This window comes from Novosphingobium mangrovi, from assembly GCF_022818885.1.
Lineage (GTDB): Bacteria > Pseudomonadota > Alphaproteobacteria > Sphingomonadales > Sphingomonadaceae > Novosphingobium > Novosphingobium mangrovi.
Genome location: NZ_JALHAT010000015.1, coordinates 1 through 24862 on the forward strand (window position 1 = coordinate 1; position 24862 = coordinate 24862).

The 24862-nt window shown below is 65.0% G+C and carries 24 protein-coding genes; 18 read left to right on the forward strand and 6 right to left on the reverse strand.

Features of this window, described 5'->3' with window-relative positions; genetic code table 11:
- Positions 1-21 precede the first annotated feature (21 nt).
- Together MTR65_RS10165 and MTR65_RS10170 are read right to left on the reverse strand one after the other, a co-directional pair.
- Positions 22-2151, reverse strand: a complete 2130-nt coding sequence (locus MTR65_RS10165; protein ID WP_243799768.1) for an acetate--CoA ligase family protein — start codon at positions 2149-2151, stop codon at positions 22-24.
- Positions 2152-2300: 149 nt separating this feature from the next.
- Complete coding sequence (locus MTR65_RS10170; protein ID WP_243799770.1) at positions 2301-2729, reverse strand: MarR family winged helix-turn-helix transcriptional regulator; 429 nt, start codon at positions 2727-2729, stop codon at positions 2301-2303.
- Between the two features lie 140 nt (positions 2730-2869).
- Here MTR65_RS10170 and MTR65_RS10175 point away from each other — a divergent pair, with 140 nt between their 5' ends.
- Positions 2870-4294: an aldehyde dehydrogenase family protein gene (locus tag MTR65_RS10175; protein WP_243799773.1), complete on the forward strand. Its 1425-nt coding sequence runs from the start codon at positions 2870-2872 to the stop codon at positions 4292-4294.
- A gap of 209 nt (positions 4295-4503) precedes the next feature.
- Here the strand turns inward: MTR65_RS10175 and MTR65_RS10180 are convergent, their stop codons facing one another.
- Positions 4504-5625: an NAD(P)-dependent alcohol dehydrogenase gene (locus MTR65_RS10180; protein WP_243799775.1), complete on the reverse strand. Its 1122-nt coding sequence runs from the start codon at positions 5623-5625 to the stop codon at positions 4504-4506.
- A gap of 137 nt (positions 5626-5762) precedes the next feature.
- Here MTR65_RS10180 and MTR65_RS10185 point away from each other — a divergent pair, with 137 nt between their 5' ends.
- The 4 genes from MTR65_RS10185 (at position 5763) to MTR65_RS10200 (ending at position 9161) form a co-directional block, all read left to right on the forward strand.
- On the forward strand, positions 5763-6905 hold the full coding sequence (locus MTR65_RS10185) for a cobalamin-independent methionine synthase II family protein (protein ID WP_243799778.1): 1143 nt from the start codon (positions 5763-5765) through the stop codon (positions 6903-6905).
- Positions 6902-7303, forward strand: coding sequence for a nuclear transport factor 2 family protein (locus MTR65_RS10190; protein WP_243799781.1), 402 nt, complete (start codon positions 6902-6904; stop codon positions 7301-7303). Before MTR65_RS10185 ends, MTR65_RS10190 begins: the two co-directional genes overlap by 4 nt.
- A gap of 28 nt (positions 7304-7331) precedes the next feature.
- Positions 7332-8087 carry an IclR family transcriptional regulator gene (locus MTR65_RS10195; RefSeq protein ID WP_243799783.1) on the forward strand — a complete coding sequence of 252 codons (756 nt, stop codon included), beginning with the start codon at positions 7332-7334 and terminating at the stop codon, positions 8085-8087.
- 348 nt (positions 8088-8435) lie between these two features.
- Entirely contained in the window at positions 8436-9161 is a 726-nt protein-coding gene (locus MTR65_RS10200; protein ID WP_243799785.1) for an FRG domain-containing protein, read from the forward strand.
- Between the two features lie 164 nt (positions 9162-9325).
- On the opposite strand, the gene desA is transcribed toward MTR65_RS10200, so the two are convergent.
- The gene (gene desA / locus MTR65_RS10205) at positions 9326-10735 is read right to left on the reverse strand and encodes a syringate O-demethylase (protein ID WP_243799787.1); all 1410 of its coding nucleotides are present in this window, start codon (positions 10733-10735) and stop codon (positions 9326-9328) included.
- Between the two features lie 53 nt (positions 10736-10788).
- Entirely contained in the window at positions 10789-11547 is a 759-nt protein-coding gene (locus MTR65_RS10210; RefSeq protein WP_243799789.1) for an alpha/beta fold hydrolase, read from the reverse strand.
- Between the two features lie 75 nt (positions 11548-11622).
- On the opposite strand from MTR65_RS10210, the gene MTR65_RS10215 reads away from it, so the two are divergent.
- From MTR65_RS10215 to MTR65_RS10240, 6 genes are all read left to right on the forward strand, one after another.
- Complete coding sequence (locus MTR65_RS10215) at positions 11623-12492, forward strand: methylenetetrahydrofolate reductase (RefSeq protein WP_226634321.1); 870 nt, start codon at positions 11623-11625, stop codon at positions 12490-12492.
- A gap of 108 nt (positions 12493-12600) precedes the next feature.
- Complete coding sequence (gene purU / locus MTR65_RS10220; protein ID WP_243799791.1) at positions 12601-13458, forward strand: formyltetrahydrofolate deformylase; 858 nt, start codon at positions 12601-12603, stop codon at positions 13456-13458.
- Positions 13459-13463: 5 nt separating this feature from the next.
- Positions 13464-14333 carry a bifunctional 5,10-methylenetetrahydrofolate dehydrogenase/5,10-methenyltetrahydrofolate cyclohydrolase gene (locus tag MTR65_RS10225; protein ID WP_243799793.1) on the forward strand — a complete coding sequence of 290 codons (870 nt, stop codon included), beginning with the start codon at positions 13464-13466 and terminating at the stop codon, positions 14331-14333.
- Positions 14330-14755, forward strand: a complete 426-nt coding sequence (locus MTR65_RS10230; RefSeq protein ID WP_226634328.1) for a dihydroneopterin aldolase — start codon at positions 14330-14332, stop codon at positions 14753-14755. Before MTR65_RS10225 ends, MTR65_RS10230 begins: the two co-directional genes overlap by 4 nt.
- The gene (gene ligA, locus MTR65_RS10235) at positions 14752-15162 is read left to right on the forward strand and encodes a protocatechuate 4,5-dioxygenase subunit alpha (protein ID WP_148628824.1); all 411 of its coding nucleotides are present in this window, start codon (positions 14752-14754) and stop codon (positions 15160-15162) included. Before MTR65_RS10230 ends, ligA begins: the two co-directional genes overlap by 4 nt.
- 20 nt (positions 15163-15182) lie before the next feature.
- Positions 15183-16028, forward strand: a complete 846-nt coding sequence (locus MTR65_RS10240; protein WP_243799795.1) for a class III extradiol dioxygenase subunit beta — start codon at positions 15183-15185, stop codon at positions 16026-16028.
- A gap of 110 nt (positions 16029-16138) precedes the next feature.
- On the opposite strand, the gene MTR65_RS10245 is transcribed toward MTR65_RS10240, so the two are convergent.
- Positions 16139-17452 carry an MFS transporter gene (locus MTR65_RS10245; protein ID WP_243799797.1) on the reverse strand — a complete coding sequence of 438 codons (1314 nt, stop codon included), beginning with the start codon at positions 17450-17452 and terminating at the stop codon, positions 16139-16141.
- Between the two features lie 192 nt (positions 17453-17644).
- On the opposite strand from MTR65_RS10245, the gene cyoA reads away from it, so the two are divergent.
- Genes cyoA through MTR65_RS10280 form a run of 7 tightly spaced genes read left to right on the forward strand, consistent with a single transcriptional unit; the run spans position 17645 to position 24580 of the window.
- Positions 17645-18910 (forward strand): ubiquinol oxidase subunit II, encoded by a 1266-nt coding sequence (gene cyoA, locus MTR65_RS10250; protein ID WP_243799799.1) that lies wholly within the window; start codon positions 17645-17647, stop codon positions 18908-18910.
- A gap of 4 nt (positions 18911-18914) precedes the next feature.
- On the forward strand, positions 18915-20924 hold the full coding sequence (gene cyoB / locus MTR65_RS10255; protein WP_243799801.1) for a cytochrome o ubiquinol oxidase subunit I: 2010 nt from the start codon (positions 18915-18917) through the stop codon (positions 20922-20924).
- A 27-nt stretch (positions 20925-20951) separates the two neighbouring features.
- Positions 20952-21587 (forward strand): cytochrome o ubiquinol oxidase subunit III, encoded by a 636-nt coding sequence (gene cyoC / locus MTR65_RS10260; RefSeq protein WP_148628997.1) that lies wholly within the window; start codon positions 20952-20954, stop codon positions 21585-21587.
- Positions 21587-21967 (forward strand): cytochrome o ubiquinol oxidase subunit IV, encoded by a 381-nt coding sequence (gene cyoD / locus MTR65_RS10265; protein WP_039391053.1) that lies wholly within the window; start codon positions 21587-21589, stop codon positions 21965-21967. The genes cyoC and cyoD overlap by 1 nt, the downstream gene beginning before the upstream one ends.
- 17 nt (positions 21968-21984) lie before the next feature.
- Positions 21985-22722: an SURF1 family protein gene (locus MTR65_RS10270; protein WP_243799803.1), complete on the forward strand. Its 738-nt coding sequence runs from the start codon at positions 21985-21987 to the stop codon at positions 22720-22722.
- On the forward strand, positions 22692-24017 hold the full coding sequence (locus tag MTR65_RS10275; RefSeq protein WP_419145042.1) for an ATP-binding protein: 1326 nt from the start codon (positions 22692-22694) through the stop codon (positions 24015-24017). The genes MTR65_RS10270 and MTR65_RS10275 overlap by 31 nt, the downstream gene beginning before the upstream one ends.
- The gene (locus MTR65_RS10280; protein WP_052322235.1) at positions 24014-24580 is read left to right on the forward strand and encodes a response regulator transcription factor; all 567 of its coding nucleotides are present in this window, start codon (positions 24014-24016) and stop codon (positions 24578-24580) included. Before MTR65_RS10275 ends, MTR65_RS10280 begins: the two co-directional genes overlap by 4 nt.
- The last annotated feature ends 282 nt before the right edge of the window (positions 24581-24862 follow it).

Sequence of the window (24862 nt, forward strand, 5' to 3'; positions counted from 1 at the left end):
GGCCCTCGGAATCTACCTTCCTTACCCTGAAATCAGCGCATCGAGCGCCAGCGCGCCTTCCCCTTCAGGCAGGACCAAAACCGGGTTGAGATCGAGCTCGCCAATCTCCGGGGTGCCTCGCACCACAGCGCCCAGCGCTTCGACAGTGGCCGCAAGGGCGTCGAGGTCGGCCATCGGCGCGCCGCGGAAGCCCTCCAGCAGCGGCGCCATGCGCAGTGTGCGGATCTTCGCCTTGATCTCCTGGCGCGTGAGATCGGGCGCGAGCAGGACCGCATCGTGCAGCAGTTCCGCCGCCACGCCGCCAAAGCCGACGAGGAGCACCGGCCCCCAGCTGGGATCGCGCTTGGCGCCGACGATCATCTCCACCCCGCGTGGCCCCATGCCTTCGACGAGCAGGCCATCGAGTTCAAGGCCGGGACGCGCAGCCGCGACATCGCCCTGCATCTTGTTCCAGGCCGCCTCCAGCGCATCGCCATCGGCGATGTTGATGATGACGCCGCCTGCATCGCTCTTGTGGCTGAGCGCCGCGGCCTGCGCCTTCAGCACGACCGGGTAGCCGATCCGCTCGGCGATGGCGCGCGCTTCGGCCGCGCCCGTCGCCAGTTCACCCGGCGAGAAGAGCACCCCGTGGGGCGCGAGAAGCGCCTTGGCGCGGTATTCCGGGATCACCTCTCCCGGCGCCGGACCGTCGATGCGGATCGGTGCGGGGGCGCTCCCGCTCCGCGCACCAGTGCGACTGTGGGCCAGCCGCGCGAGCGCCTTGAGCGCGCGTTCGGGGGTCGGAAAATAGGGCACACCGAGCTTGCGCAGCGCCGCGATGTCGTCCTCGAGGACGCCGCCGCCCTCGTCAACGCCCGCCACCACGACTGGCTTGGCCCCGCCAAGCTCGCCCACGGCCTGCGCCACGGCGGCGAACTTGATGTGGCTGGTGTGGGTATCGGTCTGGATCAGCGGCACGAGGATCGTGTCGATCCGGTCATCGCTGCCGAGCGCGGCCAGCGTACGGTTGTAGAGCGTGGAATCGACAAGCCCCTGCGCCGTGATGTCGAGCGGATTGCTGACCGGCACGAAAACGGGAAGCGCCTCGCGCAGCGCCGGACTGTCCGCGTCCGTCAGCTTGGGGAGCGGCAGCGCGAGCTTCTCCGCCCCATCGAGCATCATCGCCTTGAGCGCGCCCGATTCCGAGACCACGGCCAGGTCGGGGCCGGGAAGCGTGGGACATCGCAGCGCGATCTCGGCCACGTCGCCCAGTTCCTCCAGGCCTTCGACCATGATGACGCCCGCATGGGTAACGAGGGTCTCCATCACCGCATGGTCGCCTGCCATGGCGCCCGTGTGGGTGGCCGCACTCTCGCGCCCAGCCTCACTCGACCCCGGGTGCAGCAGGACGACGGTCTTACCTTTGGCCCGCGCACGTTCAACGGCTTCCAGGTACTCCATGGGCTTGCGGAAATGCTCGACGATCATGGCAATGACCGAGGTGTCCTCGTCGCCGGCGAGATAGTCGAGATAGTCCTCGACCCCGCTCGCGGCCTCGTTGCCGGTCGAGATATAGCAGGACAGCGGCACATCGCGCGCGATCATGGTGGTGGCCAGCACGGCGGCCATCGCGCCCGATTGCGAGACCACGCCCACCTTCTTCGCGCCCTTGGCTCGGGCGGGCGGCAATTCCACGAACGTCAGCGCGACGTTGGCGTCGAAGTTGACGAGGCCAAGACAGTTGGGCCCTTCGATGACCATTCCCGCCTCGCGCGCCACGCGGGCCAGTTCTTCCTGCCGGGCGAGCCCTTCGGCGCCATCCTCGGCAAACCCGGCCGAGAAGATCACCGCCGAGCCGCAGCCACGCTGCGCCAGCGCCTTCACCGCATCGAGCACCGCGCCCTGCGGGATCGCGAGCACGGCCGCATCAATCCCGTCGGGCAGCGCGGACACATCGGGCACGCACGGACGCCCGCCGATCTCCTCACGCTTGGGATTGACGAGGTGGATATCGCCCGGGAAGTCCGCCTCGACCAGGTTCTTGAGGACAGACGCTCCCAGCGAGCCCGGACGGTCCGAGGCTCCGACGATAGCGACGCTGCGCGGGTTGAGAAGGCGGTCGATCGCGGCTCTGGCGACACGATCCTGTACGGCGGCTTCCTGCACGGACACTTTAGCGCTCTCCCATCTGGTTCGCGCGCCGCCCCATGGGCACGGCGCAAGGCTTCCGGTCCTTTCCGGCAAGCTCCGACTTTGTATCCTAGGGATACATAGCACGCAAGCCGATTGCGCGGCGCAACCACCCTCGCGCGCGTAACGAATTATGGCTCGCGATGGTGCAGCCGCTGCAGCATTTCCAGGAGCGACTTGCGCTCGGCCGCGCTCAGCACGCCAAAGAAGCGCCGCTCATTCTCTTCCAGCGCCACATCGACATCGGCAGCGAACTGCTCTCCCTTGGCGGTCAGTTCCAGCGCATGGGCACGCGGGTCCGCACTCGGCGCGCGGCGGATCAGGCCCCGCCCCTCGAGCAGGTCGACGATCTTCATCGCGCTCGACCGGTTGACGTTGAGCGCGCCGCCGAGCGCCGACTGCGAACACCCCGGATTGGCGCGAATGAGAAGAAGCGCGGTCGCGCGCGCGGGCGTGATATCAAGGTGCTCGAGCGCCGCACGCGCGGCTTCGTGCGCCATCGGATGGACCAGTTGAACCTGATATCCCAACTGCCCGGCAAGATCGCCTCCCACCTTCATTTCCCGTTCACCCCACACCTTGCCATCTTTGTATCCCAGGCGTACATAAAGCCGCGCCCGAGAGAAAGGGACTTCGCGTCAATGCGCCTGACAGCGGGAAAGATTCCCTGTAGCATCGACGCTAAACAAGGAGAGCGATCGTGAAAACCGATTTCAAGCTGCTGATCGACGGCAAACTCGTCGACGGCGTGTCCACCTTCGACGTCGTCAACCCGGCGACCGAAGAGTCCTTCGCCCAGTGCCCGCGCGCCAGCGAAGCCATGCTCGACGAAGCCGTGGCCGCAGCGAAGGCGGCCCAGCCGGCCTGGGCCGCGCTGAGCGCCGACGAACGTCAGGCCTATCTCAACAAGCTGGCCGACGCGATGGAAGCGCGTCACGAGGAATTCGGCCGTCTCCTCACCGCCGAGCAGGGCAAACCCCTCGACCAGGCGATGTACGAGATCGGCGGCAGCATCTACACCATCCGCGCCATCGCCGGGATGCGCCTGCCCGACCAGACCATGCGCGATGAAGGTGGCAACACCATCATCGAGCACCGCACGCCGCTGGGCGTGTGTGCCGCGATCACTCCCTGGAACTTCCCGGTGATCCTGCTCGTGGGCAAGATGGCCCCCTGCCTCATCACCGGCAACACGATGGTCGCCAAGCCCGCGCCGACGACCCCGCTCACCACGCTGCTCCTGGCCGAACTCGCCGCCGACATCCTGCCTGCGGGCGTCTTCAACGTCGTGTGCGACCAGAACGAGCTTGGCCCCAAGCTCACCGGCCACCCGGACATCGCCAAGGTCTCCTTCACCGGCTCGACCGCGACCGGCAAGAAGGTCATGGCCTCGGCCGCTGAAGGCGTGAAGCGCGTGACGCTCGAACTGGGCGGTAACGACGCGGCCATCGTCCTCGATGACGTTCCCGCCAAGGTCGCCGCCGAAAAGGTCTACAACGGCGCCATGGCGAACGCGGGCCAGATCTGCGTCGCGATCAAGCGCGCCTATGTGCCCACCGCGATGTACGACGAGTTCTGCGCCGAGATCGCCAAGCTGACCAAGGCCGCCGTCGTCGACGACGGCTCCAAGCAGGGCGCGACCGTGGGCCCGGTCCAGAACAAGATGCAGTACGACAAGGTCCTCGCCATGATCGAGGACGCCAAGGCGAGCGGCACCCTCATCGCCGAGGCTGCAAAGCCCGACAAGGCGGGCTACTTCATTGCCCCTACCGTCATCGGCGGCCTTTCCGACGATGCCCCGCTGGTGGCCGAGGAACAGTTCGGCCCGGTCCTCCCCGTTCTCACCTACGACGACATCGAGGACGTCATCCAGCGCGCGAACGACAGCCCGTTTGGCCTCGGCGGTACCGTCTGGGGCATGGACCAGCTGCGCGCCATGGACGTTGCCCGCCGCATCAACTCGGGCACGGTCTGGGTGAACCAGCACCTCGCCATCGACCCGAACATTCCGTTCCGTGGCTCCAAGCAGTCGGGCCTGGGCTCCGAGCACGGCACGGCCGGCCTCATGGAATATACCCAGGCGCACATCATCAATGCGGTGAACCTCGAAGCCGAACCGGCCTGATCCACCCTTTTCACCAACATGAAGAAAGGGCCGCCCCGTCAGGAGCGGCCCTTTTTCGTTCGTATTTGCGAAGAAGGTCATTCCGAGGGCCATCGCCCTCGGGCTCCCCATAATGTCTGCCTCACCTCTCACGCGCCACGTGGGTTGAGAATGGTGAGGTTGCCGATTCCGGGCTCCAAGGGGCGATGACCCCTTGAATCGTCTCTTGCTTAGCCTTCTTCCGAAATCCGCAGCACCGGCTTGATGACCTCCCCGCTTTCGCTCGCTGCGATGGCCGCGTTGATATCCTCGAACGCGAAATGGCCGATCAGGCGGTCGAAGGGGAAACGCCCGGCGCGGTAGTGCTCCATCAGTTCGGGCAGGAAGGTCGCTATGTCGCTGTCGCCGCCCAGGATTCCCATGACGCGGCGCCCCCCGCCCATCAGCTCGGCCTCGTTGAGCGTGAGCATGTCGGCCGGGTCGGACGCGCCGACAAGGCCTAGGACACCCATGGGTGCAAGCAGGTGGAACGCCCCTTCGATCAGCGTGTTCACGCCGGTCGTATCAAACGCATAGCCCAGCCCCTGCGGGCACAGCTCGCGGATCTTCGCGGCCACGTCCTCGCGCCCGTTGATGGTGTGGGTGGCTCCCAGTTCACGAGCGATCTCGAGGCGGGAATCGTGGATATCGATGGCGATGATGGGGTTCGCGCCCGCAATCTTCGCGGCCATGATCGCGGCCATGCCGACGGTTCCGGCACCCCAGATCGCAATGGGCAGACCTTTTCGCACCTGCATCGAGCGCAGCACCGCCCCCGCGCCCGTCATCAGGCCGCAGCCGATGGGGGCGAGCACGTCGAGCGGCACCTCGTCCATCGTCTCGGGCACCTTCACCACGTTGCGTTCGTGCGCGATGGCGTGGGTGGCAAAACTGGACTGGCCAAAGAAGTTGCCGTGGAGCGGCGTGCCGTCGCGGAACAGCGTGGGGCTCCCATCAGCGCGCGCGCCCGACCAGTTGTGCGGGAAGAAGTCGTAGCAATAGGTCGGCGCGTCGACCGCGCAGCTGGGGCATTCGCCGCAGGAGTGGAAGCTCATCACCACCCGGTCTCCCGGCTTGGCGACGGTCACCCCCTCGCCCACGGCCTCGACGATGCCTGCACCCTCGTGCCCAAGCACGATGGGCAGCGGCACCGGCAACTGGCGGTCGCGCACGGCAAGATCGGTGTGGCAGATCCCGCAGGCGACGATGCGCACGCGCACTTCGTCGCTGCGCAACGCGTCCAGAGTCACTTCGGCGAATTCAAACGCCGCGCCTTCGCCCGTGCAGATCGCGGCCTTTGCCATTTCGGTCATGATTTCAATATCCTCTCGCAGTTTCCCGCCCTCACTGCCGCGGGCATAGTATATTTCATGGATGCGAAGCTATACACATTTGTGAAAAAATGGCATGACCTCACAGGACTGAGAGGAGCCAACAAGGAGAGCCCCTGATGACGATCGACACGACCCACGTCGGCAGCCTGCCGCGCGGGAGCGAACTGACGCCGCTGCTGCTCGCCCGCGACAAGGGCGAGGCCTATGACGCTGCCGAATTCGACCGCGTGGTGCAAGCCGCCGTCGACGAAGGCGTCCGCAAGCAGGTCGAATGCGGCGTCACCATCGTCAGCGACGGGGAACTCGGCAAGGTCGGCTACTCGACCTACATGATCGAACGCCTGACCGGCTTTGGCGGACACATCGACCGCAAGCCCGCCGCCGATCTCGCCGCGCACCCGGACCTTTCCAAGAAGCTGTCGGCGATGATGGGCAGCCAGGAGTTCACCCGCGCCTCATGCATCGGGCCGGTCCGCCTCAAGACGCTCGAGCCGCTGCACGAGGACATCCGCCGCTTCCGCAACGCGCTCGACAAGTACGGCAAGCCGGGCGTGCGCGGCTTTCTCAACGCCGCCTCGCCCGGGCTCGTCACCGCCTTTCAGGTCAACCGCCACTACCCCAGCCACGAGGCCTACCTCGCCGACCTCGTCGATGCGATGAAGCCCGAGTACGAGGCCATCGTCGCGGCCGGTTTCGACATCCAGCTCGATTGCCCCGACCTCGCGATGTCGCGCCACACCGGCTACCAGGACCAGGAGGAAGCCGAGTTCCTCAAGACCGCTGCGGCCAATGTCGAGGCGCTCAACGCGGCCACCGCCAACATCGCGCCCGAACGCCTGCGCATGCACGTGTGCTGGGGCAACTACGAGGGGCCGCACGACTGCGACATCGACCTTTCCAAGATCATCGACACGGTGATCGCCGCGCGTCCCGCGACGGTCCTGTTCGAGGCGGCCAACCCGCGCCACGAGCATGAGTGGAAGGTCTGGCGCGATGCCAAGCTGCCCGACTACAAGCTGCTCGCGCCCGGCCTCATCGACACCTGCTCCAACTACGTCGAGCACCCTGAGCTGATCGCCCAGCGCCTTGAGCGTTTCATCGGCATCGTGGGCGTGGACCGCGTGGTCGCCAGCACCGACTGCGGCTTCGGCACGTTCGCGGGCTATGGCAAGATCGACCCGGACGTGACCTGGAAGAAGCTGCGCGCGCTGCGTGAAGGCGCCGACATCGCCGAAGCGCGCGCCGGGGTGCCCGCATGAGCGCCGACCTCACGCCTGAGACCGTGCGCGCGATCGAGCACGACTGCGCCAAGCTCGTCGCCCGTTACGCCAATCGCAACGATGCGGCGGACTGGGAGGCGGTGGTCGCGCTCTATGCAAAGGACGGGCGCATGGCGCGCCCCTCCGCTCCCGACGACTGGATCGAGGGGCGCGAGGCCATCCTTGCTGCCTTCACCGCGCGCGCCGCGCGCACCACGCGGCACGTATGCTCCAACGTCGAGATCACCGTCCTTGATGCCGACACCGCCATTGGCGAGAGCGCGATGCTGCTCTTCACCGGCGAGAGCGTACCCAAGGTCGGCTCGTTCGAGGACCGCTTCGTGCGCACGGCACAGGGCTGGAAGTTCGCCGAGCGCCGCGGCCTGATGACATTCTGAGATAACGCGAAGGAAAGGTAGACCCACAATGGCCACCACAGGGGGGACGGGCTCGGGCGGCGCCGTCAAGTCGGCCATGCGCACGCTCGACATCATCGAATATGTCGTGGCCCATCCCACCGGCGTCGTCGCCCAGGAGATCTCGCAGGCGCTGTCGATCCCCGTCAGCAGCCTGTCCTACCTCCTGGGCACGCTCGTCGACCGCCAGTACCTGGTGCGCGCAGGGCGTCTCTACCAGCCGGGCAGCGGGCTCGACCGCCTGCGGCTTGCTCCACAAGGGCTGCCGCTTGTCGAGCGCGTGCGCCCGCTGGTGCGCACCTTGCGCATGCGCCTCGACGAAACCTCCTCGTTCTTCGTGCGGCGCGACTGGCAGATCGAGGCGATCATCACCGAGACCGCCGAACACACCCTGCGCTATTCGATCGCGGTGGGCGCGCTGACCCCGATGCACTGTCTGGCTGCGGGCAAGGCGATCCTCGCCACGCTTTCCGAGGACGAGCTTGCCGCCTATTTCGCCGGAACCCTGCGCGCGCAGTTCTCGGCCAACACGATCATCGACGAAAGCCAATTGCGCGAGGAACTGGCGCGCACCCGCGAACAGGGCTTTGCCGTCACCCGCAACGAGTATACGCCGGGCATCTGCGGTATCGGACGAGTGCTGCGAGACGCAGGCCAGGTCGTCGGCTCGCTCGCCGTCGCCATCCCCGTGGTGCGCTGCGACGCCAATGTCGAAGCGAGCGCGGGCGAAACGCTCAAGACCATCGCGGAGAGTTTTTCGGCGTGAAGTAGGCAGAAGAGAGATTCCGAGGGCCATCGCTCTCGAACTCCCCGAACTGCCTGGCTCGGCTTTCGCATGAGATCTCAGGTGCGGAGCGTGAGGTCGCTTGACTTGGAGGCAAGGGATATTGCTCCCTCGAACAGTTACCTTCATCCTCCCCAAGCGAGTTGCGCAACGCTCCCCTCTGTCTCTCTGAGCAGCATAACCAAATACGCGCGTCCGTTTCCGCCCCTTCCTTGCCGCTGAAGCGCATAATTGAGTCGGCACGCCATCCTCAAGCCTTACGTAGTTGGGCAAGATACCTTTTCAATACCGGAAATAATGCCACGCTTTGCCGGATCAATAGCTTGCTCCATGATCCGTCAGAAGGAGTGTATGATGGGTATGAATGGATGGGGGGTGGTCCAACAATATATGGACGCACTGCGGCAGCATGGTCGAAATGGATCGCTTTATAGGGGGCAACCCAACAAAAATTGGAAAATTGTGCCTTCGGTTTTTCGCGATGGGCAGCGAGGGATACGCGATCTAGACGGCCTTAGCCTTTGGAAGCGCGAAGCTGCTCGATTCGCCTCACCACTTCCGCAAGACGATGTTGGCTGGCTTATTCTAGCCCAGCATTATGGCATACCGACGCCACTTTTAGATTGGTCGACAAGCCCTCTAGTCGGCCTATTCTTCGCGTGTGACGGCCCAGAGCATCGGAATGAGGACGGGTGTGTTTATAGATCACGCATCAATAATTTCAAAATTATTGATTATCCGCGAACCATATCACTTTTCAAAACTCCAGATAATGAGGGGTTTTTATACACTGAAAAGCCATTGCTAATTAATGCAGTGGGGCATAACGCTCGATCCACCGCGCAGGATAGCTTTTTATCGCTCCATTACGACGCGGACACTTCTAAAACTGAGCCGATTGTTATCTTCGAAGTCCAGGCCAGTTTAAAGCGCGACACCCTTCTGACTTTAGAGAAGCTTGGCCATACGGCGGAACGTCTCTATTCGGACATCACGAGATTTGCGGACAGCTTCAAAGGACGTCTGTGTGGTGGGGTTCTACCAGGCTGGGACTAACGACGTGTGAAAAGAATCTGGACGTTCCGCTTCCCACCCAAAAAAGCTAGCTCCCTCAGCATCGTCTTTGGCGCGCCACCTCACCGCAGCACCATGAAAAAGGGGCCACCGGTGTCCCGGCAGCCCCTCCTCTCTCACACTCGCCAGAGTGTTCGGGTGTGCGTTCAGGCCTTGGCCTTGGTGCGCCAGCCGTCGGCGTAGTTGTCGCGGGCGACTTCCGAATAGGGAACCGAGGCGACGACCGCCTTGATCTGGGTCTGCTCGTGCGGCTCGACGGTGGGCTTGCGGGTGCCGCCATCGGGCTCGCCCCAGACCAGCGTCACTTCGGTGCCCGGTTCGGCGATGCTTTCATCGACCATGGCGAGCGAGAGGAAGCGGCCCTCGTTCTGGGTGTAACCGATCCAGGTCGAGATACCGGCCATCTTGCCGTCGGCATCGAGCACCATGTCGTAGGGGTGCATCGCGTAGACCGCGCTCGGGTAGTCCATGTACTTGGCGCGCGGCGCGCCCTTGGTCAGCATCGAGGACTGGACGCGCATCACGTCTTCGTTGTCGAGCGCGAGCGTGACCTTCTTGCGCTTGGGCTGGTCGACCATCTTTTCGAGCGCTTCGCGGCCAATGAAGTCATGGTCGAACTTGACCATGATGCCGTAGCCCAGTTCCCAGGGGTTGAGGTAGTAGTCCTCGATGTTGTCCGAGACGAACGAGCCGCCCAGCGAGGTCATGCCCTCATAGCACTTGGCGCCGGCCCATTCGCGGAAGCCCTTGGAGCCTTCGCCGGTGTAGAGGGCGGGCAGCGGCGAGGGAATCCAGCCCGATTCCAGGGTGTTCGAGCTGTAGGTACGGCCGCCCGAGGGACGAATGCCGAATTCCTCGCCCGCCGCCAGGAGCGCCGTGCGGACCTTGTCGTAGTCCTTCCAGGGGCCGAACAGTTCGTAGCCCGGCTGGCCGGCCATGCCGTGGCGCAGCGCGCGCACTTCGACACCGTCGATCATGACCGGCGCCATGTGGAAGAACTTGAGGTCGGGCGGGGTCTGGCCCATCGCCTTTTCCAGCGTCTTCATGGCGTTGGGACCCTGGAGCTGGAAGCGGTAGTTGCGACGGTAGCCCTGCTGGTCGGCCGGACGCGCGGCAGTGCGCTCGTCACGCTCGACCTTGACGTTCCACTTGCCGGTCTGGGCCCAGTACTCGACCCATTCGATGGTCGGCGCGCGGCCGACGAGCTCGAAGGTCTCTTCCTCGAGGTAGAACAGGATGACGTCGCCGATGACGTAGCCTTCCGGGGTAACCGGCGCGAACTGCTTGGCGCGGTTCGGCTTGAAGCCCTTGAAGCTGTTGGGCGCGAGGTACGAGAGCATCTCGAAGGCGTCGGGGCCGGTGACCAGGAGGTCGACCATGTGGAAGCTCTGGTTGAAGAGCACCGCGGTCTCGGCCCAGGCGCGCTGTTCGTCGCGCCAGTTCGAGTATTCGCCCGGAACGCCCGGATAGACGTTGGGACCAGTCTGCTGGTTACGCAGGAACTCGACGATATCTCCCTTTTCGTCGAGCAGCTGCTGAAGGGTTTGTCCGGTCATGTCAGCTATGCCTTTCAGGTTGGTTGGTTGTTGTTTGGGTTCGTGTGGGAACTTCAGGCGGCGGACGGCGCATCGACGCTGGCCTTGAGCCAGCGGCGAAGCGCCGCGTTGAAAGCCTCAGGTGCCTCGGCCGGGGCCATGTGGCCGGCCTTGGGGATCACCGTCAGCGGACAGGGATCGGCCCAGTGGGGCGCGATGGTATCGGCAATGTCCTGGTGCTGGGCGGGCGGGGCCCAGGCGTCGTCCTCGCCCACCATCAGCGCGACAGGGCAGGTCAGCGAAGTCAGCACGTCTTCGACATCGGGACGGTGGAGGAGCGCCTCGATCTGCGCTTCGAAGACCTCCTGCCCGGCGCGCAGGCACATCGTGCGCAGCGCCTGATAGAGATCGGCATCCTCGCGGCGCTCAGGCCCGATCATCGGCGGAAGCCAGGTGTCGACGAGCGCGCCGAAGCCTTGCGTGCGACCGATATCGCGCAGCGCGTGCCGCTTGGCGGGCTCACCCTCGCGCACGGGATGGATGCCCGTGTCGGCCAGCGCCAGACGCACGACGCGCGTGGGCGCCATGCGGCAGACCTCGAGCGCAACGCGCGCGCCCATGGAATGGCCAAACAGCGATACGCGCGGAGGAATACGGTCGAGCACGTAATCGGCCATGGCTTCCAGGCTGCTCGCGCCGCCATAAAAGCCATCGATTACCATTGCTTCGGGAAACGCGTCGAGCTGCGCGCCGAACATCCCCGAGTCGCACAACAGACCCGGCACAATCACGAGCGCTTCGGCGCCCTCCTCATCCCGTTTTTTCGTATCCATGAATTTTCATCTATACGAAGCGAGCGCTCTACGCTAGAGGGTAATGCAACAAGACTGAGAAGGGAGAGAGAATCGGTGAGCACTCCGATCATCCATCCGAACTGGGCGCGTCCGGCCATCAACATGGTGGAAGGCTACTCGCTTGAAATGACCGCCAAGGACATCGAGTCGCTGCGCGAGGCCGCCCCCGGCATTGCGCCCGACACCCCGATTGCCGTGACCTTCCTGCCCGGGGAAGCCTTCGAGGCCCGCATTGCGGCGGCCCGTCTCGTACGCGAGCTCGGCTTCGAGCCAATGCCCCACTTCTCGGCGCGCCGGATCGTCTCCGAAGACGAATTCCGCGAGTACCTGAAGGCGGTGACCAAGGAAGCGGGCGTGAAGCGCTGCTTCGTCATCGCGGGCGACCCGTCCGAGCCCGAAGGGCCCTTCGCGGACAGCTCCGCCCTGATCGCGACCGGCGCCTTCGAGGACGCCGGGATCACCGCGATCGGCATTGGCGGCCACCCCGAAGGCCACCCCAACATGTCGGACGAGGAATGCTGGAGCGTGCTCCAGACCAAGTGCGACGAGATCGAGAAGCGCGGCATGGCTCCGCTGATCGTCACCCAGTTCGCCTTCGACGCCGGTGCCGTTCTGTCCTGGCTGGCCGAACTGCGCAAGCGCGGCCTCACCGCGCCTGTGCGTCTGGGCATTCCGGGACCTGCAGGCATCAAGACCCTGATGCGCTTTGCCGCGCGCTGCGGCGTGGGGGCTTCGGCCTCGGTGCTGACCAAGTACGGCATCTCGATCACCAAGCTGATCGGCACCGCGGGCCCGGACAAGCTGGTCGACCAGATCGAGAAGGGCCTCACCGAAGAGCACGGCGCGGTGCGCCTGCACTTCTACCCCTTCGGCGGCCTCACCAAGACGGTGGCCTGGATCAACGACTACGCCAAGTCCCACTGATCTTCCGCCCGTCCCCCGCAGCGCGCGGGGACCGGCATCCGCGTGCCGTCCTACCAGCGCTGGCGCGCCAAACAGAACAACAATATCTCTAGAGAGGAGTCCCACCCCGTGAGCACGACCTATTCGTTGCGCCTGCAGTGCCAGGACAAGGCCGGCATCGTGGCCGCCGTTTCGGTGTTTCTGGCCGAACGCGGCGGCAATATCGTCGACGCGCAGCAGTTCCATGACCAGCTTTCGGGCCGGTTCTTCATGCGCATCGAGTTCATTCCCGGCGAAGACCAGACCGTCGAGGGCCTGACCAAGGGCTTCGCCGAGAGCGTTGCGACCGACGACATGGAGTGGGGCCTTCGCGACAACGCGGTGCCCAAGAAGGTGCTGCTCATGGTCTCCAAGTGGGACCACTGCCTGGGGGACCTTCTCTACCGCAACCGCATCGGCGAACTGGGCATGGAAGTGGTCGGCATTGTCTCCAACCACCCCAAGGAAGTGCTCCACACCTCGCTGATGAACGGCCTGCCCTACCATCACCTGCCGATCACCAAGGACACCAAGCCCCAGCAGGAAGCGCAGATCAAGCAGGTCGTGAACGAGACCGGCGCCGAACTGATCGTGCTCGCGCGCTACATGCAGATCCTCTCGGACGATCTTGCCGCGTTCCTTTCGGGCCGCTGCATCAACATCCACCACTCGTTCCTGCCCGGCTTCAAGGGCGCCAAGCCCTACCACCAGGCCTTCGACCGGGGCGTCAAGATGATCGGCGCGACCGCGCACTACGTCACCGCCGACCTCGACGAAGGCCCGATCATTCACCAGGACGTGGAGCGCGTGACCCACGCCGACATGCCCGAGGAACTGGTCCGCAAGGGCCGCGACATCGAGCGCCGCGTGCTGGCCGAAGCCGTGCGCCTGCATCTGGATGACCGCGTGTTCATGAACGGGGCCCGCACCGTCGTCTTCAAGGACTGACCCAGATGGCGGACCGTATCGACGGCAAGGCCATGGCCCGGGCCATGCTCGCCGAGACCACGGCCGCCGTGGCCGACCTCGAGGCGCGGGGGATCTCCCCCGCCCTCGCCGTCGTCCTCGTCGGCGCGGACCCGGCCAGCGAAGTCTATGTCGGGCGCAAGGTGCGCGAGTGCGAGAAGGCGGGCATCCGCTCGATCGAGCACCGCCTTGCCGCCGACACCGAAGAGGACGCGCTGATCGCGCTCATCGACGAGATGAACGCGGACGGTGCCATCCACGGCATCCTCATCCAGCTGCCGCTGCCTGCCCACATCAACGCCAGCCGGGTCCTCGACCGGATCACGCCGGGCAAGGACGTCGACGGCTTCCACCCGGTCAACGTCGGGCGCCTATCGACCGGCACGGGCGGCCTTGTCCCCTGCACGCCGCTGGGCATCATGAAGCTGCTCGACTCGGTGATCGAGGACTACCGCGGCCTTGATGCCGTGGTGATCGGCAAGTCGAACATCGTGGGCAAGCCCGTGGCAATGCTCCTTCTCGAACGCGAGGCGACGGTCACGGTCACCCACATCGAGACCAAGGGCCTGCCCGACATCGCCCGCAAGGCCGACATCATCGTTGCCGCCGCAGGTGCCCCGCACCTGGTCCGCGGCTACTGGGTCAAGGAAGGCGCCGTCGTCATCGACGTGGGCATCACCCGCGTCACCGACCACGACGGCCACACGAAGATCGTGGGCGACTGCGCCACGCATGAGCTCGAGCACGCCCGCGCGGTCACCCCCGTGCCCGGAGGCGTGGGCCCCATGACCATCGCCTGCCTCCTTGCCAACACGGTGAGCGCAGCGCGCGCCACTCTCGAAAGCGAACCGGCATGAACCAGATTGCACCCCAAGGCTTTACCGGCGTCACCACCCACGCACTCACCACCGTGCGGGTGCGCGACCTCGAACTTCTGGCCGATATCGGCATCAACCCCGACGAGGTGGGCCGGCGCCAGCCGCTCGTTCTCACCGTCGAGCTGGAGCTGACCGGCACCGGCATCACCGCGATCGACGAGACCGTCGACTACCGCCGCGTGGTGGCCGCGGCCGAAGCGCTCGCGCTCGTCCACATCCCGCTGATCGAGACCTTCGGCCAGCGCCTTGCCGAGGAGTGCCTCGGCTGGCCCTGCGTCCAGCAGGCACGCGTCAGCATCGACAAGCCCTTTGCCCTCACCCGCGGCATGGCGGGCGTCGAGGTCATCATGACAAGACCGGTCCGCTTCCCCGGGCCCAATGGAGAGGAGACCCGCCCATGACCCGCGTCACCGACGTCGCGTCCTACCTGGCCGAATTCGACGACATTCCCGGCACCCGCGTGTTCATCGCGAAGCGCGCGCGCGCCGGATACCACCTCAACCAGTTCGCGATGAGCCTGATGAAGCCGGAGAACCGCGAACGCTTCAAGGCCGACGAGCGCGCCTATCTGGATGAGTGGCCGATGAGCGAGGAGCAGAAGGAAGCCCTGCTCGCGCGCGACTACAACCGCCTGCTCGACCTTGGCGGCAACGTCTACTTCCTCGCCAAGGTCTTCTCGACCGACGGCCTCTCCTTCGTCCAGGCGGTCTCCACCATGACCGGCATGAGCGTCGAGGAGTACCAGGCGATGATGGTCGGCGGCGGCCGCTCGCCCGAAGGCGCGCGCTCGATCAAAGACAAGACCTGAATTTCAAAGGAGAGATCCCGATGGCCCGCATCACCGCCGGAATCGGCTGCAGCCACGTCCCCGTCCTGGGCTTTGCCCATGACCACAAGAAGACCCAGGAACCGATCTTCAAGCCCGCCTTCGACGGGTTCGACTGGACCCGCAAGTGGATGAAGGAAGAGGCCAAGCCCGACGTCGTCATCCTCGTCTACAACGACCACGCCAGCTTCTTCGACATGAAGATCATCCCGACTTTCGCTATCGGGTGCGGCGAGCGTTTCGGGATCTGCGACGAAGGCTTCGGCCCCCGTCCGGTGCCCGATGTCGAAGGCAGCCCAGACCTGGCCTGGCACATCGCCCAGAGCCTGATCCTCGATGAATTCGACATGACCATCGTCAACGAGATGGACGTCGACCATGGCCTGACCGTCCCCCTCACCATGATGTACGGCGATGTGCCGGAATGGCCGGTGAAGGTGATCCCGCTCGCGGTCAACGTCGTCACCTATCCGCCGCCGTCGGGCAACCGCTGCTGGGCGCTGGGCGAGGCCATCGCGCGCGCCGTTGCCAGCTTCCCCGAAGACCTCAACGTCCAGGTCTGGGGCACGGGCGGCATGAGCCACCAGCTGCAGGGTCCGCGCGCGGGCCTCATCAACGCGGAGTGGGACAACCGTTTCCTCGACAAGCTCACCGGCGACACCGACGAGCTGCGCATGATCGAGCATGTCGAGTACCTGCGCGAAACCGGCTCGGAAGGCATCGAGATGGTCATGTGGCTGATCATGCGCGGCGCCCTCGGCAAGGCGACCAAGGCGCTGCACCGCCACTACCACGTGCCGGTTTCCAACACCGCACTGGGGCACATCGTGCTTGAGCCCACCGACTGACGACGCCCTCTCCCGACATACGAAAAGGCCCGGTTACGCAGGTAGCGTAACCGGGCCTTTTTTCATCCCTGTAATGGGCAGCCTCCCTCGGAAGGGAGGCCGTGAGCCTCTTAGCGGCGGCTGGCGAGGCTGCGGTTGAACCACAGCGCGATCAGCGTCGCGGCCGCACCCGAGAAGAGGTAGGCGCCCGAGGCCATGAGGCCGAAGTTGGCCGAAAGCAGCAGCGCAACGAGCGGCGCGAAACCGGCACCGAAGAGCCAGGACAGGTCGCTGGTCAGCGCCGAGCCGGTGTAGCGGTATTCGGTCGGGAACTCGGAGGAGACAACGCCCGAGGACTGGCCGAAGGCGAGGCCCAAGATGATGAAGCCGATGACCATGAACAGGATCTCGCCCATCGCGCCGCCATCCAGCAGCAGCGGCGCGAAGCCCGAGAACACGGCAATGGCAACCGCGCACGAGCCGAGCAGCGTGCGGCGGCCGAACTTGTCGGCGAGGTAGCCCGAGGCGAGCACGGCGACGACGCCGAAGGCCGCGGCCATCGCTTCGATGAGGAGGAAGCTGACCGGCGTGTCCGAAGTGAACAGGAACACCCAGGACAGCGGGAAGACGGTGACCATGTGGAACAGCGCGAAGCTGGCAAGCGGGGCGAAAGCACCCAGAACGATGGTCTTGCCAGCCTTGCTCAGGGTCGAGCTGATGCTGGTGGCCTGCAGGTCGCGGGTGTCGAACAGGTGCTGGAATTCCTCCGTGACCACGATGCGCAGACGCGCAAAGAGAGCAACGACGTTGATCGCGAAGGCCACGAAGAACGGGAAGCGCCAGCCGAAGGCGAGGAAGTCCTCAGCCGGAAGCGAGGTCACCATGTAGGCGAACAGCAGGCTGGCGACCATCAGGCCGAAGGGCGCGCCAAGCTGCGGGATCATGGCGTACCAGCCACGCTTTTCCTCGGGCGCGTTGAGCGCGAGGAGCGAGGCAAGGCCGTCCCAGGTGCCGCCAAGCGCAAAGCCCTGGCCCAGGCGCAGCAGCGCCAGCGCCCAGATCGTGCTGGCACCCACGGTCTCGTAGGCAGGCAGGAACGCGATGGCCGCGGTCGATCCGCCCAGCAGGAACAGCGCGATGGTAAGCTTGGTGCCGCGGCCGTAGGCGCGGTCGATCGCCATGAAGAAGACCGAGCCGAAGGGGCGGGCGACGAAAGCCAGCGCGAAGATCGCGAAGGAGTAGATCGTGCCCGTCAGCGCATCCACGAAGGGAAAGAACAGCGAAGGGAACACGAGCACCGAGGCGATGCCGTACACGAAAAAGTCGAAGAACTCCGACGTACGGCCGATGATCACGCCGATCGCGATCTCGCCGGGCGAGGGTTCGTGGTGCCCCTTCAAGGCTGGGAGCCCCAGGGCTTCGCGGGTCGGACTAAGTGTGCTCATTGCAATACTGCGGCCTTCATCTGTCATGACTGGTTCGGCCCTGGCGGGGACCGGCAGGCACGAATCATTTTTCAGGCGCCACGCAGAGCGCCCGGATCGATACCTGTGGCCCTATCGTCATTGATACGCATCAAGTGGATTGGACAAAATGTCCTATGTTCGCTCTCGCAGCATAGTCCTAGGCGCAGCGCCATGCGCTCTCCAGAGTCCCGAACGATGCCGCGCCGTCCTGTAGCGCCGCCCCGAGCCCCAGTCACCCGCATCGCCGCCGCACTGGCGCTGACGGGTGCCCTTTCCGCCTGCAACACCGTCGTGCTCAAGCCGGCGGGTGACGTTGCGCAGCAGCAGGGGGACCTCGTCGTCATATCGACCCTCCTGATGCTGCTCATCATCGTCCCCGTCATTGCGCTGACGCTGTTCTTCGCGTTCAAGTACCGCGCGTCGAACAAGGAGGCGAACTACCAGCCCGACTGGGATCACTCGACCCAGCTCGAACTGGTCATCTGGGCCGCGCCGCTGCTCATCATCATCTGTCTGGGCGCCCTCACCTGGGTGAGCACGCACCTTCTCGATCCCTATCGCACCATCGGGCGTATCGATTCCGAAACCCCGATCAGCGCGCAGGTCGAGCCGCTCGAAGTCGACGTCGTCGCGCTCGACTGGAAGTGGCTGTTCATCTACCCCGAGCAGGGCGTGGCGACGGTCAACGAACTGGTCGTTCCCACCAACCGCCCGCTGCACTTCCGCATTACCGCCTCGAGCGTGATGAACTCGTTCTACGTGCCCGCGATGGCTGGCCAGATCTATGCCATGCCCGGCATGGAGACCCGCCTCAACGCGGTCATGAACCGCACCGGTGACGATTTCGTCGGCTTCTCCGCCAACTACTCGGGCGCGGGCTTCTCCGGCATGCGCTTCCCCGTCCGTTCGGTCGACGATGCTGGCTTTGCCAGCTGGGTTGCCGACGTGAAGGACGGCGGCGAGAAGGCGGCTGGCACGCTGGATGCGCCCAAGTACCTCGACCTCGAAAAGCCCAGCGAGAACGTTCCTGCGATGCACTTCGCGAACGTCGACGCCAAGCTTTACGGCCGCATCGTCGACATGTGCGTCGAGCCCGGCAAGATGTGCATGAGCGAGATGATGGCCATCGACGCGCGTGGTGGCCTCGGCAAGGCCGGCATCCACAACGTCGAGATGCTGACCTACGACAAGCACGGCCGCGAGGCCGCTCTCGATGCGACCCGCAATCCCGACGCCGAGCTCACCCGCGAGCTGGCTTGGGTCCGTGCCCTGTGCGAGCAGGAAGCCGGTGCCGTCATCGACAACACCGTCGAGGCGCCCGAGGACAAGAACTCGCTGACCGGGTTCGGCCTCTCGGCGCCGCAGTCGCTCTCGCTGGCTGGCCAGAACGACCCCCAGAGCACGCTGGCTCGCCCCTCCAAGACTTCCCGGAACTAAGACCATGGCAATCGAAGCCGTAGATCATTCGCACTGGAGCCCGCTATTGGGCCGCCTGTGGTGGGACGCGATCCCACCCGACCCGATCGTGTGGGCCACCTTCGCGGGCGTGATGCTGGGCGGTATCGCCCTCGTCGCCGCCCTCACCTACTTCAAGGTCTGGGGCTATCTCTGGAAGGAGTGGTTCACCAGCGTGGACCACAAGAAGATCGGCATCATGTACATGGTGCTGGGCCTTGTCATGTTCATCCGCGGCTTTGCCGACGCGATCATGATGCGCCTCCAGCAGGCGCTCGCCTTCGGGGGCAGCGAGGGCTACCTCAACGCCCACCACTTCGACCAGGTCTTCACCGCCCACGGCGTGATCATGATCTTCTTTGCGGCCATGCCGTTCGTGACCGGTTTCATGAACTACGTGGTTCCGCTTCAGATCGGCGCCCGCGACGTCAGCTTCCCGTTCCTGAACAACTTCAGCTTCTGGATGACGACTTCGGGCGCGGTGCTGATCATGGCCTCGCTGTTCATCGGTGAGTTCGGGCAGACCGGCTGGCTGGCCTATCCCCCGCTCTCGGGCATCGCCTATAGCCCCTACGTGGGTGTCGACTACTGGATCTGGTCGCTCCAGATCGCAGGTGTCGGTACGCTGCTTTCGGGCGTCAACCTGATCTGCACCATCGTCAAGATGCGCGCACCGGGCATGAACATGATGAAGATGCCGATCTTCACCTGGACCGCCCTTTGCACCAACATCCTGATCGTGGCCGCCTTCCCGGTCCTGACCGCGGTTCTGACCATGCTGTCGATGGACCGTTACCTGGGCTTCAACTTCTTCACCAACGATCTTGGCGGCAGCGCCATGATGTACGTGAACCTGATCTGGATCTGGGGTCACCCCGAGGTCTACATCCTGATCCTGCCGATCTTCGGCGTGTTCTCGGAAATCACCGCCACCTTCTGCGGCAAGCGCCTCTTCGGCTACACCTCGATGGTCTACGCCACGATGGTCATCACCATCCTGTCGTATATCGTGTGGCTGCACCACTTCTTCACGATGGGTTCGGGCGCGAGCGTCAACTCGTTCTTCGGCATCACCACCATGGTGATCTCGATCCCGACCGGTGCAAAGCTGTTCAACTGGCTCTTCACCATGTACCGCGGCCGCATCCGCTTCGAACTGCCCATGATGTGGACGGTTGCCTTCATGGTCACCTTCACCATCGGCGGCATGACCGGCGTGCTGCTCGCCGTTCCCCCGGCGGACTTCGTCCTCCACAACTCGCTGTTCCTGATCGCCCACTTCCACAACGTGATCATCGGCGGCGTCGTCTTCGGTGTCTTTGCCGGCATCAACTTCTGGTGGCCCAAGGCCTTCGGCTTCAAGCTCCATGACGGTCTCGGCAAGATCTCGTTCTGGTGCTGGGTGGTGGGCTTCTACCTTGCCTTCATGCCGCTCTACGTGCTGGGCCTCATGGGCGTTACCCGCCGCATGCGCGTCTTCGACGATCCGAGCCTGCACATCTGGTTCATCGTTGCCGCCATTGGCGCCGCGGTGATCGCAGCGGGCATCGGCGCCTTCGTCCTCCAGGTCGCCTTCTCGATCTGGAAGCGCAAGGAACTGGCCTGCGACGGCGACCCCTGGGGCGGCCGTACGCTGGAATGGTCGACCACCTCGCCCCCGCCGCACTACAACTTCGCGTTCACCCCGGTCGTCCACGACATCGACGCCTGGGAAGACATGAAGCGCTGCGATGTGGCCGCGCCCAAGTCGGGCTTCCTGGACATCCACATGCCCAAGAACACCGGCACCGGCATCATCCTGGGCGGGATCGCCACGGTCTTCGGTTTTGCCATGATCTGGCAGATCTGGTGGCTCGCCGCGATCACCTTCGTGGGCATGGTCGGCTACTCGATCGCCCATACCTTCAACTACAACCGCGACTATTACATCCCTGCCGATGAAGTCGCGGAAACCGAAGCGGCGGCCCATGGCCAGCCCCTGCCCGCAGGAGCCTGAACCATGACCGCCACGACACGGGACACCATGACCAACTCGACCGCGACCGCGGCCAGCCCCGAAGCGCGCACCGCCGCCTTCTACGAGCTGGAGCCGCACCACCATCCCGAAGGCGCCAGCACCATGCTGGGCTTCTGGATCTACCTGATGAGCGACTGCCTCATCTTCGCGATGCTCTTCGCGGCCTACGGCGTTCTCGGCGGCAACTTTGCCGCCGGGCCCGGCCCCAAGGACCTGTTCGAGCTGCCGCTCATCGCGGTGAACACCGCAATGCTGCTGTTCTCCTCGATCACCTATGGCTTTGCGATGCTGGTGATGGAAAAGGGCAAGGTCCGCGCGACGCAGGGGTGGCTGCTGGTCACCGCCGTCTTCGGCGCCTCGTTCCTCGCCATCGAGCTCTACGAGTTCTCGCACCTGATCCATGAGGGCGCCGGCCCCTGGCGTTCGGGCTTCCTCACCGCGTTCTTCTCGCTGGTGGGCACCCACGGCCTGCACGTCACCTTCGGCCTGATCTGGCTGTTCACCCTCGTCGTGCAGCTTTCGAAGAAGGGTCTGACCCCGGCCAACCAGCGCCGTCTGCAGTGCCTCTCGCTGTTCTGGCACTTCCTCGACGTCATCTGGATCGGCGTCTTCACCTTCGTCTACCTGATGGGAATGCTGTGATGAGCGACCACTCCAACCCCCACGCGGAAGATCACCACGACGACCACGGCGCCGGCCACGGCACCATGCGCGACTACGTGATCGGCTTCCTGCTCTCGGTCATCCTCACCGCCATTCCCTTCTGGCTGGTGATGACCGACGCGATTGCCGACAAGGCGACCACCGCCATCGTCATCATGGCCTTCGCGATCGTGCAGATCGTCGTTCACATGATCTACTTCCTGCACATGAACACCAAGTCCAACAACGGCTGGACGGTCATGGCCCTGATCTTCACGATCATCATCGTGGTCATTGCCCTCTCCGGCTCGCTGTGGGTCATGCATCACCTGAACACCAACATGATGCCGATGCCCCACGACATGGGACAGCTGCCCTGACCCGGCCTGTGGCCGACATGGACACGCAGAAAGAAGCGCGGCGGCCCTGGGGGCTCGCCGCGTTTCTCCTTCTGGCCGCTGTCCTCTTCCTTGCGCTGGGCATCTGGCAGGTCCAGCGCATGCACTGGAAGCATGACCTGATCGCCCGCGTGAACGCACGTGTCACCGCCGCGCCCGTCACACTCCCCACGCCCGATGCGCTCGCCAAGATGCACAAGGATTCCTACGAATACCTGCGCGTCGAGATCGCCGGGCAGTACCGCCCCGCCGCCACCGCCCTCGTGCGCGCGGCCACGGCCCTTGGCACCGGTTACTGGACGATGACCCTCCTCGAGACCGGGGAGGGGCGCAAGGTCTGGGTCAACCGGGGCTATCTGCCCTCGGGCACCGATCTTGCCACCGCCCGTGCCAGCGCGCCCGAAGGCCCCGTCCGCGTGATCGGCCTCGTACGCCTCTCCGAACCCGAAGGCAGCCTCCTGCAATCGAACCGCCCGGCTGATGAGCGCTGGTACTCGCGCGACCTCGCAGCGCTTTCGAAAGCCCGCGGGGCAGGCCGCAGCGAACCGGTCTTCATCGACGTCCAGGAAGAAAAGGCTGAGCGACCGGCCGCCGGCGAGCCCCCCGTTCCCGGGCTCACCGTCATCCACTTTCCGGACAACCATCTCGGCTACGCGCTGACCTGGTTTGCGCTTTGCGCACTCTCGCTTTTCGGAATTTTCCTTGCATGGAGGCGCACAGGCCGCTCATTGGCCTGATGCACCTCATGGCCCCGCCCCCCGCGACCCGCTCGGAAAGCTGGCGCAACGTCTACCTGCTGATGCAGCTGCGCTGGATCGCAGTGATCGGCCAGCTCGTGACGATCGTGGGGGTGGCCCAGCTATTCGCGGTGCGCCTGCCGCTCGGCCCCCTCCTGCTGGCGCCGCTGTTCCTGATCGTCCTCAACTTCACGATCGCAGGCGTCCTTGCGCGGCGCACCAGTTTCCCCCAGCCCGAGCTGTTTTCCGCACTCCTCATCGATGTGGGCGTTCTTACCTGGCAGCTCTACCATTCGGGCGGCGCGACCAACCCCTTCACCTTCCTGTTCCTGCTGCAGATCGTGATCGGCGCGGTGATCCTGGAGAAGCAGTGGAGCTGGGCCATCGCGGCCATCGCCAGCCTCGCCGTCTTTGCGCTCACCTTCGTCTACATCCCGCTCGAACTGCCCGCCGAGCATCTCGACAACCCCTTCGGCCTCTACCTCCTGGGCAGCCTGTTCTGCTTCATCCTGACTGCCGTGCTGCTCGTCGTCTTCGTGATCCGGCTCGACCGCAACCGCCGCGATAGCGCGGGCGCGCTCGCCGAGCTCCAGCAGCAAGCGGCCGAGGAAGACCACATCATCCGCATGGGCCTGCTCGCCTCGGGCGCCGCGCACGAACTGGGTACCCCCCTGTCGCTGCTCTCGGTCGTGCTCGGGGACTGGGCGCGCCTGCCCCGCATCGCCGACGATCCCGAGCTGAGCGAGGACCTCGCCGCCATGCGCACCGAGCTCGAGCGCTGCAAGACCATCGTCGGCGGGATCCTCATGTCGGCGGGCGAGATGCGCGGGGTGAACCCGGCCGTCACCACTGTACGGGCCTTCTTCGAGGACCTCCTTGCCGAATGGGATGCCCGCAGCGAGGGCGAACTGCGCTTCCTCGACGAGATCGGCGAGGACATCGTGATCGTTGCCGACCCGGGGCTTCGCCAGGTCATCGGCAATGTCATCGACAACGCCCAGGAAGTCTCGCCCCAGCTCGTCGTGCTGGCGCTCGAACGCCGCGGCGAGGACATCATCGTCACCGTGACCGACCGCGGCCCCGGCTTCACGCCGGAAATGCTGGCGCGGGTCGGCCAGCCCTATTCCTCGACCAAGGGGCGTCCGGGCGGTGGCCTTGGGCTGTTCCTTGTCGTAAACGTGGTGCGCAAGCTTGGCGGACAGGTTCAGGTCGCGAACCTGGACGCGGGCGGCGCTCGTGTACGCCTCATCCTGCCCCTCGCCGCGCTTGCCTACACCAAGGACGACACGCCATGACCACCTTGCCCGAAGACGGGCCAGCCCCCACCGAGCCCCCCGCCCCCAGCCTGCTCATCGTCGAGGACGATCCCGCCTTCTCGCGCACGCTAGCCCGCTCGTTCGAACGGCGCGGCTACCGCGTGGCCTGCGCCGCCAGCGCGCAGGAAGCCGCCGAGCTCGCCCGCGCGGACCACTTCGCCTACGCGGTCGTCGACCTGAAGCTGGGCACCGATTCCGGCCTCACCGTGGTGCAGGACCTGCACGAGCACGATCCCGACACGCACATCGTCGTCCTCACCGGCTTTGCCAGCATCGCCACCGCGGTCGAGGCGATCAAGCTTGGCGCCTCGCACTACCTCGCCAAGCCCAGCAATTCCGACGACATCGAGGCCGCCTTCGCGAGCAAGCAGGGCGACGCCAGTATCCCGGTCGAGGGCCGCAAGACCTCGATCAAGACGCTGGAATGGGAGTATATCCACCAGACTCTGGTGGAATGTGATTTCAACATCTCCGAAGCCGCCCGCCGCCTTGGCCTCCACCGCCGCACGCTCGCCCGCAAGCTTGAAAAGCGCCGGCTGTAGCGCAGGCATCAGGCAGGAGAGGGAGCCGCCAGGTCCTGCTGCGCGGATTTCCACGCAATAGAAAACCCCTGCCTTACGGCCACCTGGCACATACCGTTCCGAATACAGACCAAGGTAGAAAAATGGGGCCGAGGGCCATCGCCCTTGGGCTCCCCGAACTGTCCAGCTCACCTTTCGCACGCCACCTTGCCCGAGAACGGCGGGGACGCCCATGTGGGGAGCCAGAGGGCGATAGGCGCCTGCAAGGATCGGTGCGTCTGCAATCCAGCGTGTGATGCACCA